The organism is Falsiroseomonas sp., assembly GCF_051860665.1.
GTDB lineage: Bacteria > Pseudomonadota > Alphaproteobacteria > Acetobacterales > Acetobacteraceae > Falsiroseomonas.
In genome coordinates this window covers 1-13,876 of record NZ_JBHYDM010000009.1, presented here as the reverse complement: position 1 = coordinate 13,876, position 13,876 = coordinate 1, and the positions used below count along the sequence as shown (strand labels likewise).

Sequence of the window (13,876 nt, the reverse complement as noted above, 5' to 3'; positions counted from 1 at the left end):
GCGATGTCGGGCGGATCTGTCGAACGGGTGCGGGCGGCGCTGCGGGCGGCGGGGCATGCGGATACGGTGGCGGCCTTCCCGGACGGCACCCGCAGCGCGGCGGAGGCGGCGGCCGCGGTGGGTTGCGAGGTGGCGCAGATCGCCAAGTCCATCGTCTTTCGCGCAGGCGACAGGCCGGTGCTGGTGATCGCCTCGGGCGCCAATCGCGCGGACATGGCCAAGGTCGCCGTCGCCCTGCAGGGCGATGCAGGCCCGGTGTTTCACGTGAAACGCGCAGATGGCGGCTGGGTGCGGGAGGTGACGGGCTTCGCCATCGGGGGCGTGGCGCCGGTAGGCCACCTGACGCCGCCCCTGGTGCTGCTGGACGAGGATCTGTTCGGCCATGCGCAGGTCTGGGCGGCGGCGGGGTCGCCCATGCATGTCTTCGCGACGACGCCGGCCGAGCTGCTGCGCCTGTCGGGCGGGACCCGGGCCGATGTGCGGGAGGCCGGGTGATGCTGCCGGTCACGGCGCTTTACGCGGCGCCGCTGGCACTGGGCTTCGTGCTGCTTTCTGGCCGCGTGATCCGGGCCCGGCGGATCCATCACCAGCCGCTTGGCACCGGGCACCGGCTGGTCGAGCGGGCGGTGCGGGCGCATGGGAATTTCGCCGAGCATGTGCCGCTGGCGCTGCTGCTGATGATGCTGTGTGAGGCCAATGGCCTGCCCGCCTGGGCCCTGCATGTGCTCGGCGTGACCCTGCTGGCCGGCCGCGCGCTGCACGCTATCGGGATAGGACAGGAGCCGGAGGTCTTCCGCTGGCGCGTGCTAGGAACCAGCCTGACGCTGACCGTGATCGGGGTGGCCGGTGCGGCCAGTGCCGGGCTGGCACTGGCCGGGTTGCTGTAACAACCCGGCCGCGTCCGCTCAGGGAAGAAGAACCGTGCTTCCGGTGGTCTTGCGGGCCTCCAGCGCCCGATGCGCCTCCGCCGCCTCCTTCAATCCAAAGGTCTGGTTCACGCGGATCTTCACGGCGCCCTTGGCGACCACCTCGAACAAGGCAGCCGCCTGCGCCTCCAGGTCTTCGCGCTTGGCGGTATAGGTCGCGAGGGTCGGGCGGGTCAGATACAGGGAACCCTTGGCTGCCAGGATGCCGATATCCGTCGTGACGGGGCCGGAGGCATTGCCGTAGGAAACCATCATCCCGTAGGGCGCCAGACAGTCCAGTGAGGCGGTGAAGCTGTCCCGGCCCACGCTGTCATAGACCACGGGCAGCATGGCGCCGCCGGTCATTTCCTTCACCTGGGCAGGCAGGGTTTCCAGACCGATGACGATATGGTCCGCGCCATGCGCGCGGGCCAGTGCGGCCTTCTCCTCGGTGCTGACGCAGCCGATGACGGTGCAGCCGAGATGCTTGGCCCATTGCGTCATGATCAGCCCGACGCCGCCCGCCGCGGCATGGATCAGGATGGTCTGGCCGGGCTGCACCTTGTAGGTGCGGGTCAGCAGGAAGCCGGCCGTCATGCCCTGCAGCATCATGGCCGCGGCCTGTTCGAAGCCGATCGCCTCCGGCACCTTCACCAGGCGATCCGCCTTGATGGTGCGCGCCTCGGCATAGGCGCCGATCGGCGCCGTGGCATAGGCGACGCGGTCGCCGGGGGCCACATGGGTGACGCCTTCGCCTACCGCCTCGACCACGCCAGAGGCCTCCATGCCGATGGTCGCCGGCAGGGAAGGGGCCTTGTAGAGGCCGGTGCGGAAATAGACGTCGATGTAGTTCAGGCCGACGGCCTTGTGGCGGACCAGCGCCTCGCCGGGTTTCGGTGCAGGAACCGGCACCTCCTCCCACACCATCTTCTCGGGACCGCCATATTCGTGGACGCGGATGGCATGGTTCATCGGGGGGAAGTCCCTGGAGCTTGGGGGAGGGTGAGTTCGGCCTGGGGGGAGCCGGAGGGGTTTGGAACACGCGCCTGGCGCTCGAGTTCGAGCAGCACGCGCTTGGTGGCGGGACCCTCGCCGCCGGAATAGCCGCCGAGCCTGCCGCCGGAGGCCACGACGCGGTGGCAGGGGATCAGGATCGGGATGGGATTGGCGCCGTTGGCCTGGCCGATGGCGCGGGCGGAGGAGCCCAGGAGCTTTGCCAGATCTCCGTAGGAGCGGGTTTCGCCCGGCGGAATCGCGCGCAGCGCCGCCCAGACGCGCTGCTGGAAGGCGGAGCCGAAGGGCGCCAGCGGCAGGTCGAATCCGGTGCGCAGGCCGTCGAAATAATCCTGCAGCTGCGTCACCGCCTCTCGCAGCAGGGGAGTTGCCTCCTGGTCGCGGCCGCGGCCCCAATCCAGGGCGACGATCGCATCCTCCTCGGCGGAGATGGTGACCTCGCCGATCGGCGTGAGGCAGGTGACTTGGGGCATGAAGATCCGTCCAGGGGCCCGCCATGCGCCACATTCGGCGGGGGCTCGTCAAGCCGGGGCAGTCTAGGACCATCCGCGGTGGATGTCGCGGACCTTGCCCTGGCGGCAGGCCCGGCCGCTCGCTACATGCGCAGGCAGATGCCCTTCTGCGGAGGCTCCCGTGACCGATGCACTCAGCACCCCTGCCGGTCCGCTGCCGGACCCGCCCCCCTATTTCCGCGCGCATGTCTTCGTCTGCTGCAATCGCCGTCCGGATGACCATCGCCGCGGCTCCTGCGCCGCGCGCGGCAGCGAGGCGCTGCGCGACTACATGAAGGTGCGCGCCAAGGAGCTGGGGCTGAAGGCGGTGCGGGTGAACCAGGCCGGCTGCCTGGACCGCTGCGAATTCGGCCCGGCCCTGGTCATCTACCCCGAGGGGATCTGGTACAGCCCGAAGACGCGCGAGGATGTGGACGAGATCCTTCAGGCGCATCTCGTGGAAGGCGGGCGCGCCCGGCACCTGATGCTGACCGAGCATGACCAGCCGCCGCCGAAGGGCTGAGGTGGCGCGCGGCGTTTCACGTGAAACAACGGCGGCCGCATGAGCGGGATGACCGATACCATCCTGGCGCGCGCCTCCGGTGCCGGCCAGGCCGCGGTGGCGGTGCTGCGCCTGTCGGGGCCGCAGGCAGGCGCCATGCTGCAGGGGCTGGCGGGGCGCCTGCCTGAGCCGCGACGCGCCAGCCTGCGCCGGCTGCGCGACGCGTCCGGCGAAGTGCTCGACCAGGCGCTGGTCCTGTGGTTCCCGGGCCCCGGCAGCTACACCGGCGAGGATGCGGCGGAGCTTCATCTGCACGGCGGCAGCGCCGTGGTGGCGGCGGTGGAGGCGGCGCTGCTGCGCCAGGGCTGCCGCCCCGCCGAGCCCGGCGAATTCACCCGCCGCGCCTTCCTGCATGGCCGCATGGACCTGACCCAGGCGGAGGCCGTGGCGGATCTGATCGCCGCCGAGACCGAGCAGCAGCGCCGCCAGGCCCTGCGCCAGGCAGAGGGTGCGCTGGCCCGGCTCTATGGCGGCTGGAGCGCGCGGCTGACGCGGATCCTCGCGCAGCAGGAAGCCGCCATCGAATTCGAGATGGACGACCTGCCAAGCGATCTTTCGGACCTGGCACGGCAGGGCGCTGCGGCGCTGCGGGGCGAGATCGCCGCCCATCTCGCGGATGGCGGCCGCGGCGAAAAGCTGCGGGAGGGGCTGTCCATCGCCATCCTGGGCGCGCCGAATGCGGGCAAGTCCTCGCTTCTGAATGCCCTGGCGGAGCGTGATGCGGCGATCGTCTCGGCCCAGCCCGGCACGACGCGGGACATCGTGGAATGCCGCCTGATCCTGGGCGGCGTGCCGGTGATGCTGGCGGATACGGCAGGGCTGCGCCGCACGACGGATGCGGTGGAGCAGGAAGGGGTCCGACGCGCCACGCGCCGGGCCGGGGAGGCGGATCTGCTCCTGCTCGCCTTCGCCTGCGACGCGGCGCCGGATGCGGAAAGCCTCGCCCTGCTGGAGTTGGCCCCAGGCGCGCTGGTCCTGGCGACGAAATGCGACCTGGCGCCTCCGCCGGATCGGATCGCCGGGCGCGAGGTGCTGGCCACCAGCACCCGGACAGGGCAGGGGATGGAGGCGCTGAAGGCGGCGCTGGCTGACCATGCGCAGCGCCATGCCGGCCTCGGCGATGCCCCCGCACTGACCCGCACTCGCCACCGCGCGAGCCTGACGGAGGCCGTCGCGCGCCTGGCCGAGGCCGAGGCCGCCCGCCTGCCCGAAGTCGCCGCCGAGAATTTTCGGGCCGCGCTGAACGCCCTCGGCCGGCTGACAGGGCGCGTCGACGTCGAACAGATCCTCGATGCCATCTTCCGAGACTTCTGCATCGGCAAGTGATCGGCCTATACCCCGCCCCATGGCGACGATCCAAAGTTTCGACGTGGTGGTGGTGGGCGGCGGGCATGCGGGCTGCGAGGCCGCGGCCGCCGCGGCCCGCTGTGGCGCCCGCACCCTGCTGCTGACCCATCGCCTGGACACCATCGGGGAAATGTCCTGCAACCCCGCGATCGGCGGCATCGGCAAGGGCCATCTGGTGCGGGAGGTGGATGCGCTGGACGGGCTGATCGCCCGCGCCGCGGATGCGGCCGCCATCCACGCCAAGTTGCTGAACCGCAGCAAGGGCCCCGCCGTGCGCGGCCCCCGCATCCAGGCCGACCGCCGCCTCTACCGCGCCGCCATGCAACGCCTGCTGGCCGAGACGCCGGGCCTCACCCTGCTGGGCGAGGCCGCCGAGGATCTGGAGATCGACGCGGCGGGCCGCGTCCGCGCCGTGCTGACCGCCGGCGGCACCCGTATTCCTTGCGGCGCCGTCATCCTCACCACCGGCACCTTTTTGCGCGGCGAGATCCACCTGGGCGACATGCGCACCCCCGCCGGCCGCAGCGGGGAGGCGCCTTCCATCGGCCTGGCGCGCACGCTGGATCGCCTCGGCCTGCCGCTCGCCCGGCTGAAGACCGGCACGCCGCCGCGCCTCGATGGCCGCACGATCGACTGGGACGCGCTGGAGCCCCAGCCCGGCGACGACCCGCCCGAGCCGATGTCCTGGCTGACGGACCGCATCACCAACCCCCAGGTGGAGTGCCGCATCACCTGGACCACGCCCGAAACCCATGCGCTGATCCAGGCGAACCTGCATCGCTCGGCGGTCTATAGCGGCCAGATCCAGGGCGTCGGCCCGCGCTACTGCCCCTCGATCGAGGACAAGATCGTCCGCTTCGCCGACCGCCTGCGCCACCAGATCTTTCTGGAGCCGGAGGGGCTGGATGACGACACGGTCTACCCGAACGGCATTTCGACCAGCCTGCCGGAGGATGTGCAGGCCGCGCTGATCGCGACAATTCCCGGCCTGGCCCACGCCCGCATCCTGCGGCCCGGCTATGCCATCGAATACGACCATGTGGACCCGCGCGCCCTGCACCGCACGCTGGAGGTCCGCAGCCTGCCCGGCCTGTTCCTGGCCGGCCAGATCAATGGCACCACGGGCTATGAGGAAGCCGCCGCCCAGGGCCTCATGGCCGGGCTCAACGCGGCGCAGCGCGCCGCCGGCCAGTTGCCGGACCGCATCCTCGGCCGGGCCGAGGCCTATATCGGCGTGATGCTGGACGATCTGGTCAGCCAGGGCGTCAGCGAGCCCTACCGCATGCTGACCGCGCGCTCCGAGCACCGCCTCAGCCTGCGCGCGGACAATGCCGGGCTGCGGCTGACGGATCGCGGCCTCGCCTGGGGCTGCATCGGCCCGCTCCGCGCTGCCCGCCACGCCGCATTCGCGGGCCAGGTCTCGGCGGCCCTCGACCGCGCGGCAGCCGATCTCGCCACGCCCTACGACCTCGCCGCCGCCGGCATCCCGATTCGCCAGGATGGACGCCGCCGCACCGTGCTGGAGGTGCTGGCCCTGCCGGATGTCACCGCCGCCATGGCCGCCGCCGCCTTCCCCTGGCTCGCCGAGCTCCCGCCCGCCGTCGCCGTCCAGATCGAGGCCGAGGCCTTCTACGCCCCGCATCTGCGCCGCCAGGATTCGGAACGCCGCCTGCTGGCGCGGGAGGAGGCGCTCGCCGTCCCAGCCGATTGCGACTTCCGCGGCATTCCGGGCCTCTCGGCCGAGATGCAGCAGCGCCTGGCCCGCGCCCGGCCGGACAGCCTCGGCAGCGCCAGCCGCGTCCCCGGCGTCACCCCCGCCGCCGTGGCGGCGCTCGCCATCCACCTTCGACGTGGCGTGGTCGAGCCGGTATAGGGGTTTCACGTGAAACACCCGGCCACCCTTCCCCCCCAAAACCTGCCCGAACCGACACCGCTGGACGATGCGGCCCAGGCGCGGCTGGAGCTCTATGTCGATCTGCTGCTGCGCTGGAACAGCCGCATCAACCTCATCGGCCGCGCCACGCTCGACCAGCTCCGGCAGCGCCATATCGAGGACTGCCTGCAACTCGCCCCGCTGCTGCCAGCGGGAGAGGGGCCGATGGGCGATCTCGGCTCCGGCGCCGGCCTGCCCGGCCTGGTGCTGGCCATTGCCACCGCCCGGCCGATGCATCTGGTCGAATCGGATCGCCGCAAGGCGGCCTTCCTGACCGAGGCCACCGCCCAGCTCGGCCTTGCCGGCGTCACCATCCACCCGACCCGGATCGAGACTGCCCGCCTGCCGCCGCTCGCCATCCTGACAGCCCGTGCCTTGGCGCCGCTGGACACGCTGCTCGCCCATGCCGCGCGCCTGCTGGCCCCGGGCGGCACCGCCGTCTTCCCCAAGGGCCGCACGGCCGAGGCCGAGCTCGCCGAGGCCCAGGCCCGCTGGTCCTTCACCCTGAACCGCTTCCCCAGCCGCACCGACCCGGAGGCCACCATCTTCCGCCTCAGCGATATCCGCCATGTCCAGCCGCAAGACTGACCGCGCGCCCCCGCGCCGGCTCGCCTTCGCCAACCAGAAGGGCGGCGTCGGCAAGACGACCACGGCCATCAACCTGGCCACCGCGCTCGCCGCCAACCACAAGGTGCTGCTGCTGGACCTCGACCCGCAGGGCAATGCCTCCACCGGCCTCGGCATCGCGCGGGAGGATCGCGCCGCGGGCAGCTATGCCCTGCTGGTGGAAGGGCGCCCCCTGGCGGAACTCCTGCGCCCCACCCAGGTGGACAACCTCTCCATCCTGCCCGCCGACCCGGATCTCGCCGGTGCCGAGATCGAGCTGGTCGGAATCGACGACCGCGAGCACCGCCTCGCCAAGGCCTTCGAGGACGGAAAGGAAGCCCTGGCCGAATTCGACTACGTCTTCTTCGACTGCCCGCCTTCGCTCGGCCTCATCACCCTGAACGCCCTGGTCGCCGCGGATGGCGTGCTGGTGCCGCTGCAGACGGAATTCTTTGCCTTGGAAGGGATCAGCCAGATCACCCGCACCATCGACCGGGTCCGCCGCGCCCTCAACCCGCGCCTGCGGCTGGACGGCATCATCCTGACCATGATGGACCGCCGCAACAACCTCTCGGAGCTGGTGGCCAGCGATGTGCGCGGCTTCTTCAAGGACAAGGTCTTCGAGACCGCGATCCCCCGCAACGTCCGCGTCAGCGAGGCCCCCTCGCACGGCCTGCCGGTCCTGCTCTATGATTTCCGCTCACCCGGCGCCCAGGCCTATGTCAAGCTCGCCGCCGAATTCCTCAAACGGGAGCGTGCGCGGATCCGCGCCACATGAGCAGCACAACCCGCAAACCCACCTCCCGCCTCGGCCGCGGCCTTTCGGCGTTGATCCCGGACGGGCCCGCCCCCCAGCCCGGCGAGGCGCTGCGCTCCGTTCCGGTCGAATCGCTGGAGCCCGGTCCCTTCCAGCCGCGCGGCGGCATGGATCGCGCCAGCCTGGATGAACTCGCCAGTTCCATCCGTGAGCACGGCATCCTGCAGCCCATCCTGGTGCGCCCGAAGCCGGGCAGCACGGACAGCTACGAGATCATCGGCGGCGAACGCCGCTGGCGCGCCGCCCAGGCGGCGCAGCTGCACGAGGTTCCCGTCGTCATCCGCGACCTCGGCGACCGCGAGGCCATGGCCGCCGGCCTGGTGGAGAACCTGCAGCGCCAGGATCTGAACGCGGTCGAGGAAGCCGAGGGCTACAAGCGCCTGCTCGAGGAATTCGGCGTGACGCAGGAGCATCTCGGCCAGTCCGTCGGCAAGAGCCGCAGCCATGTGGCCAATACGCTGCGCCTGCTGAACCTGCCCGGCCCGGTGCGCGACCTGGTGCGCAACGGCGTGCTGACCGCCGGCCATGCCCGCGCCCTGATCGGCACGCCCGACCCCGCCCGCCTCGCCGCCCAGGTGGTCTCGCGCGGGCTGAACGTCCGCCAGACGGAGGCGCTGGCCACCGCCAAGCCGAAGCCCGAGGGCACGCCGCCGCGGCCGCAGGACCCCGAGACGCGCGCCCTGGAGCGGGACCTGACGGAGCGCCTCGGCCTGCAGGTGCAGGTCCGCCACGCCGGCAAGGGTGGCGAGGTGGTGATCCGCTACCGCGACCTCGACCAGCTCGACGGGCTGATCCGGCTGCTCAACGGCGGCGGCTGAGCCGCCGCCGGCCGCGGGCCTTCAGACGGCGCCTGCCACCGCCGCGACCACCCGCGCCACCTCGGCCTCGGTCAGGTAGGGGTGCATCGGCAGCGAGAGGATCCGCTCGCAGAGCATCTCCGCCACCGGAAGCTCCGGCGCGCCGGCCGCGATGCCGCCGGCATGGGCCGCGGCATAGGCCGGCTGCCGATGCAGCGATTTCGGGTAGTAGATCGAGGTCGGCACGCCCGCCGCCTTGCAGGCCTCCTGCACCCGCCCGCGCTCCGCCGCATCGGCCAGCAGGATCGAATAGAGGCCCCAGGCATGGCCCGGCACCAGCTCGGGCACCTGCACCTTGCCGGCCAGCCCGGCATGATAGGCCGCCGCCACCTTGGTCCGCGCCACCAGCTCGCCCTCCAGCAGCGGCAGCTTCGCCAGCAGGATCGCGGCCTGCATGGTATCCAGCCGCCCGTTCATGCCGGTGCGCTCCACCTCGTAGCGGGTCTTGCCCTCGCCATGGGTGCGCAGGCTGCGCCACAGCTCGGCGCGGTCGGCGTCATCCGTCAGCAGCGCGCCGCCATCGCCGTAGCAGCCCAGGGTCTTGGTCGGGTAGAAGCTCAGCGCCGTCGCATGCCCCCAGCGCCCCAGCCGCTTGTTGCCGAGCGAGCCCCCAAAAGCCTGCGCCGCATCATCCAGCGCGAACATGCCCTTCTCGGCGCAGATCGCCTCGATCGCCGGCCAGTCCGCCGGCAGGCCGAACAGGTCCACGCCCACCACCGCCGCCGGCCGCAGCCGGCCCTCGGCCTCGACCAGCGCGATGCGGCGCTTCAGGTCGGCGATGTCGATGTTGAAGGTGCGGGGGTCCACATCGACGAAGATGGGGGTGGCGCCCAGCACCAGCGGCACCTCGGCCGTCGCGGTATAGGTGAAGGCCGGCAGGAACACCGCGTCGCCGCGGCCGATACCCTCGCCCATCATGGCGATCTGCAGCGCATCGGTGCCGGAGGAGACGCCCACGCCATGGGCGCAGCCGGCGAAGGCGGCGAGCTTCTGCTCCAGCTCGCCCACCTCGGGCCCGTTGATGAAGCGGCCGCCGTCGAGCACGGAGGCCAGGCGCTGGTCCAGCTCGGCGCGGATCAGCGCCTGCTGCGCCTTCATGTCGAACAGGGCGATGGGAGGGAGGCTGGTCATGGGTATCCGTCGGCAGGTTTCGCGGTCTTCTAGACCCCCCGCGCCGCGCCGGCCAAATCACCCGGCATTTCGCCGCTTTGCGCGGCCGGGCGCCGGCGCGTTAGCGGCTTTGCAACCCGAAGGCGGCAAGCTAGCGGACGACCAGACCGGATCCTGCCCCCGATGCGTATTCGCAATGTCTTCCTGCTGGCCTTCGGGCTGCTCGCCCTGCCCGGCCTCGCCCTTTCGATCTGGATTGCCGCAGGGGCCTGGCAGGAAGCCCGGCGTGCGGATCGCGCCATCCTCGCCACCCGCACCATCAGCGACGTGCTGCGCGCCCAGTCCACCTATGCCGTCCAGATCGGCCGGTTGAACAACGCCGCCCTGGCCCAGCAGTCCGATCTTGCGGAGCTGCGGCAGGGCCATGCCGAGATCGCCGGCCTGCTGGCCGCCGCCACCGCCAGCGCCCAGGCGGCAGGCTTCGATCCCACCGCCCTTACCGCGACCCAGGCGCGGCTCGACGACCTGCTGCGCCGTGTCACCGCCGCCGCGGCGCAGCCGCCCGCGGCGCGCGACCCCGCCATCCCCCGCGACCTGACCCAGGCCCGGGCCGAACTCGGGCAGGGCATGACCAACCTGGCCCTGGCGGTCGGCCAGCGCCTGGCGCTGACCGCGCCCGAACTCGCGGTGCGGCTGGAGATCGCCATCCAGGTCGCCGCCCTGCGCGAACTCGCCGGCCGGCGCGCCCTGTTCATCAGCGGCTGGGTCGGTGGCCAGAGCGTGCGGCCTGAGCAGATTCCCCAGGCCCATGAATGGAGCGGCGCGATCCGCGAGACCTTCGCCAATATCGAGCGCCTGACCCAGGCGATCGGCACCCCGCGCCTGATGCAGGCGCTGGCCGCCCAGCGGCGCAACTTCCTGGAAACCGCGGATCCGACCTGGCGTCGCATCGTGCAGGAAGCCGTGGCCAACCTCGCCTCCGGCGGCACCACCTGGTCGATGACCCTGCCGCAGATCCGCGCCTTCTCCCCGACGGAACTGACCCGGATCGTGGAAATGCGCGACGCGGCGCTGGAGGAGGCGCTGGAGGTCGGCATGGACAACAGCACGGAAAGCTGGCGCAGCCTGGAACTGGCGCTGGCCGCCATGGCGGCGATCCTGGTCCTGGTCATCGCCAGCCTCGTCATGCTGCTGCGCCGGATCGTGGCACCCATCGGCGTGCTGACCACCGTGGTCGGCCGCATCGGCGGCGGCGAGCTGACGCTGGATGTCCCCGGCCAGGCCCGCACCGACGAGCTCGGCGAAATGGCGGTCGCCATCGAGCAACTCCGCAAGGCCTCCCTCGAACGCCTTGAGCTCGAGGCTGCCCAGGCCGCCGAGCAGCAGGCCCGCCTCGCCCGCGCCGCCGCCGTCGAGACCCTGCTGCGCGGCTTCGAGGAGGAGACCGCCGACGTGCTCCGCTCCGTCGCCTCCGCCGCCACCGAGCTCGACGCCACCGCCGGCTCCATGGCCGCCACCGCCGAGAGCAGTGCCTCCCGCGCCAATGCCGTGGCCGATGCCGCCGGCCTGGCCAGCACCAATGTCGGCTCCGTCGCCGCCGCCACCGAGGAGCTCTCCGCCTCCATCGCCGAGGTCGTCCGCCAGATCGAGGCCTCCGCCACCGCGGCCCGCGAGGCCACCGCCGCGGCGGAAGCCACCGATGCCACCGTCCGCGGCCTCTCGGATGCCGCATCCCGCATCGGCGACGTGGTGCGCCTGATCGGCGATATCGCCGGCCAGACCAACCTGCTGGCGCTGAACGCCACCATCGAGGCCGCCCGCGCCGGCGAGGCCGGCAAGGGCTTTGCCGTCGTCGCCTCCGAGGTGAAGCAGCTCGCCGCCCAGACCGCCAAGGCCACCGAGGAGATCGGCTCCCAGATCGGCGCCATGCAGTCCGAGACCAACCGCACCGTCGAGGTGGTCCGCGCCATCGCGCGCACCATCGAGACGCTGAACACCACCACCGCCCAGGTGGCCGAGACCGCCTCCCAGCAGGCCCAGGCCACCGCCGAGATCGGCCAGGCCGTCGCCGAGGCCGCCAGCGGCACCCAGCAGGCCGCCCATCACGCCACCGGCGTCAGCGAGGATGCCGCTCGCACCGGAACCGCCGCCAGCGATGTCCGCAGCGCCTCCGCCGAACTCGCCCGCCAGGCCGAGGGCCTGCGCGGCAAGGTCGATACCTTCCTCGGCGCCATCCGCGCCGCGTAAGGCCCCGAAGCCCGGCCCGCGGAAGAATTGCGCCCCGGCACCGGCTCGGCCGGTTGGCCAGAAGGACTCTCCGAGACGACTCAGGCCGGCTGCCCGAAGCGCAAGGGCGGCCGGCCTCATTCGCCTGCAGGGGCGCAGGCTCGCCGGCACGGCGCGCGCCTGGCGCATCGGCTGCGAGGTTCGGCTCCACGCCCTCCCCAAGGGAGCAAATATTGGCGCCTTTGTCTCATGCGTCGCGAAATTCACGGAACCGAAAGGCTCCTGCTTGCATACAGGGCCATCCAAGCAAGGTCGCGCCGTCAATGCGTATCCGCTCCATCCTCCTCCTCGGCTTCGCCGCCATCGCCCTGCCCGGCTTCCTGCTATCCGTCTGGCTGGCCAGCAATGCCTGGCAGGATGCCCGGGCCTCGGACCGCAGCATCCTGGCCACCCGCACCATCAGCGACGTGCTGCGCGCACAGGCCGGCTATGCCGTGCAGTCCGGCCGGCTGAGCGCCGCCCTGGTGGTGGCCCAGCCCAATCTGGCGGAGCTGCGGGCCGGGCATGAGGAGGCGCTGCGCACGGTCGCGGCCGCCGAGGCCAGCGCCAGCGCCGCGGGCTTCGAACTGGCGGCCCTGCAACGCACCCGCGCCGTGGCGACGGAGCTGCTGCGCCGCGTCACCGAAGCCGCCGCCCTCCCCCCGCAGGACCGCGACCCGGCGATCCTGCGGGACCTGACGGCGGCGCGGAACGAGCTGGGCAACGGGCTTTCGGCCCTGGCGCTGGAGGTCGGCCGCCGCCTGGCCGTCACCGCGCCGGACCTCGCCATCCGCGCCGAGATCGCCATCCACGCCGCCAATCTGCGCGACCTGGCCGGCCGCCGCGCCCTGTTCATCACGGGCTGGCTGGGCGGCCAGCCGGTGCAGCCGGAGGCTGTCGCCACCGCGCGCATCCTCACCGGCCGCATGCTGGAAAGCTTCAGCCATATCGAGCGGCTGGTGGATGCGCTCGCCACCCCCCGCCTCGCCCAGGCGCTGGAAGCGCAGCGGCAGGGCTATGTGGCGCAGTCCGAACCGGGCTGGAGCCGGCTGATCGACGAGGCCTCGACCCGTGTCGGCGCTCCGCCGGCGCTCTGGAGCATCGAGCTGGCCCGCTTCCGCCCCTTCTCCGTCGCCGCCCTGGCCGCCCTGCTGCCGATGCGCGATGCCGCGCTGGACGAGGCGCTGGCGGCCGGCGAGGCCACCAGCGCCGAGCATTGGCAGATGCTGCAGATCACGGGGGCGGGCATGTTCGTGACCCTCTGCCTGGTCATGGGCGTCATGCTCACCATCCTCCGCCGCGTCGTGGCGCCGCTCGGCGCGCTCACCACGGTGGTGGGCCGCATCGGCAATGGCGAACTGACGCTCGACGTGCCGGGCCGTGACCGTGCCGATGAGCTGGGCGAAATGGCCGTGGCGGTCGAGAACCTGCGACAGGCCTCGCTCCAGCGGGTGGCGCTGGAGGCTGCCCAGGCCGCCGAGCAGCAGGCCCGCCTCGACCGCGCCGCCGCCGTCGAGACCCTGCTGCGCGGCTTCGAGGAGGAGACCGCCGACGTGCTCCGCTCCGTCGCCTCCGCCGCCACCGAGCTCGATGCCACCGCCGGCTCCATGGCCGCCACCGCCGAGAGCAGTGCCTCCCGCGCCAATGCCGTGGCCGATGCCGCCGGCCTGGCCAGCACCAATGTCGGCTCCGTCGCCGCCGCCACCGAGGAGCTCTCCGCCTCCATCGCCGAGGTCGTCCGCCAGATCGAGGCGGCCGCCAATGCCGCCCGCGAGGCCACCGCCGCGGCGGAAGCCACCGACGCCACCGTCCGCGGCCTCTCGGATGCCGCATCCCGCATCGGCGATGTGGTGCGCCTGATCGGCGATATCGCCGGCCAGACCAACCTTCTCGCGCTGAACGCCACCATCGAGGCCGCCCGCGCCGGCGAGGCCGGCAAGGGCTTTGCCGTCGTCGCCTCCGAGGTGAA

13 protein-coding genes are annotated in these 13,876 nt (G+C 72.2%); 10 read left to right on the top strand and 3 right to left on the bottom strand.

Features of this window, described 5'->3' with window-relative positions; genetic code table 11:
- Window positions 1-3 precede the first annotated feature (3 nt).
- Window positions 4-495, top strand: coding sequence for a YbaK/EbsC family protein (locus ACTIF1_RS11480; protein ID WP_439596730.1), 492 nt, complete (start codon window positions 4-6; stop codon window positions 493-495).
- The gene (locus ACTIF1_RS11475; protein WP_439596553.1) at window positions 495-887 is read left to right on the top strand and encodes an MAPEG family protein; all 393 of its coding nucleotides are present in this window, start codon (window positions 495-497) and stop codon (window positions 885-887) included. The genes ACTIF1_RS11480 and ACTIF1_RS11475 overlap by 1 nt, the downstream gene beginning before the upstream one ends.
- Window positions 888-905: 18 nt before the next feature.
- Here the strand turns inward: ACTIF1_RS11475 and ACTIF1_RS11470 are convergent, their stop codons facing one another.
- Window positions 906-1,877, bottom strand: coding sequence for a quinone oxidoreductase family protein (locus ACTIF1_RS11470; RefSeq protein WP_439596552.1), 972 nt, complete (start codon window positions 1,875-1,877; stop codon window positions 906-908).
- A complete protein-coding gene (locus ACTIF1_RS11465) occupies window positions 1,874-2,392 on the bottom strand; it encodes a methylated-DNA--[protein]-cysteine S-methyltransferase (protein WP_439596551.1) in 519 nt (172 codons plus the stop codon). Before ACTIF1_RS11465 ends, ACTIF1_RS11470 begins: the two co-directional genes overlap by 4 nt.
- A gap of 160 nt (window positions 2,393-2,552) precedes the next feature.
- On the opposite strand from ACTIF1_RS11465, the gene ACTIF1_RS11460 reads away from it, so the two are divergent.
- The 6 genes from ACTIF1_RS11460 to ACTIF1_RS11435 are packed head-to-tail and all read left to right on the top strand — an operon-like array spanning window position 2,553 to window position 8,493.
- Complete coding sequence (locus tag ACTIF1_RS11460; protein ID WP_439596550.1) at window positions 2,553-2,933, top strand: (2Fe-2S) ferredoxin domain-containing protein; 381 nt, start codon at window positions 2,553-2,555, stop codon at window positions 2,931-2,933.
- Window positions 2,934-2,981: 48 nt separating this feature from the next.
- Window positions 2,982-4,298, top strand: coding sequence for a tRNA uridine-5-carboxymethylaminomethyl(34) synthesis GTPase MnmE (gene mnmE / locus ACTIF1_RS11455; protein ID WP_439596549.1), 1,317 nt, complete (start codon window positions 2,982-2,984; stop codon window positions 4,296-4,298).
- Between the two features lie 19 nt (window positions 4,299-4,317).
- On the top strand, window positions 4,318-6,192 hold the full coding sequence (mnmG, locus tag ACTIF1_RS11450; RefSeq protein WP_439596548.1) for a tRNA uridine-5-carboxymethylaminomethyl(34) synthesis enzyme MnmG: 1,875 nt from the start codon (window positions 4,318-4,320) through the stop codon (window positions 6,190-6,192).
- Between the two features lie 9 nt (window positions 6,193-6,201).
- Window positions 6,202-6,840, top strand: a complete 639-nt coding sequence (rsmG, locus tag ACTIF1_RS11445; protein WP_439596547.1) for a 16S rRNA (guanine(527)-N(7))-methyltransferase RsmG — start codon at window positions 6,202-6,204, stop codon at window positions 6,838-6,840.
- On the top strand, window positions 6,821-7,636 hold the full coding sequence (locus tag ACTIF1_RS11440) for a ParA family protein (RefSeq protein WP_439596546.1): 816 nt from the start codon (window positions 6,821-6,823) through the stop codon (window positions 7,634-7,636). The genes rsmG and ACTIF1_RS11440 overlap by 20 nt, the downstream gene beginning before the upstream one ends.
- Window positions 7,633-8,493: a ParB/RepB/Spo0J family partition protein gene (locus ACTIF1_RS11435; RefSeq protein WP_439596545.1), complete on the top strand. Its 861-nt coding sequence runs from the start codon at window positions 7,633-7,635 to the stop codon at window positions 8,491-8,493. Before ACTIF1_RS11440 ends, ACTIF1_RS11435 begins: the two co-directional genes overlap by 4 nt.
- Before the next feature lie 21 nt (window positions 8,494-8,514).
- On the opposite strand, the gene ACTIF1_RS11430 is transcribed toward ACTIF1_RS11435, so the two are convergent.
- Window positions 8,515-9,663, bottom strand: a complete 1,149-nt coding sequence (locus ACTIF1_RS11430) for a DegT/DnrJ/EryC1/StrS family aminotransferase (protein ID WP_439596544.1) — start codon at window positions 9,661-9,663, stop codon at window positions 8,515-8,517.
- A gap of 162 nt (window positions 9,664-9,825) precedes the next feature.
- On the opposite strand from ACTIF1_RS11430, the gene ACTIF1_RS11425 reads away from it, so the two are divergent.
- Both ACTIF1_RS11425 and ACTIF1_RS11420 read left to right on the top strand, forming a co-directional pair.
- Entirely contained in the window at window positions 9,826-11,889 is a 2,064-nt protein-coding gene (locus ACTIF1_RS11425) for a methyl-accepting chemotaxis protein (protein ID WP_439596543.1), read from the top strand.
- A 302-nt stretch (window positions 11,890-12,191) separates the two neighbouring features.
- Window positions 12,192-13,876: methyl-accepting chemotaxis protein (locus tag ACTIF1_RS11420; protein WP_439596542.1), on the top strand; the 1,685-nt coding region annotated here is incomplete at its 3' end.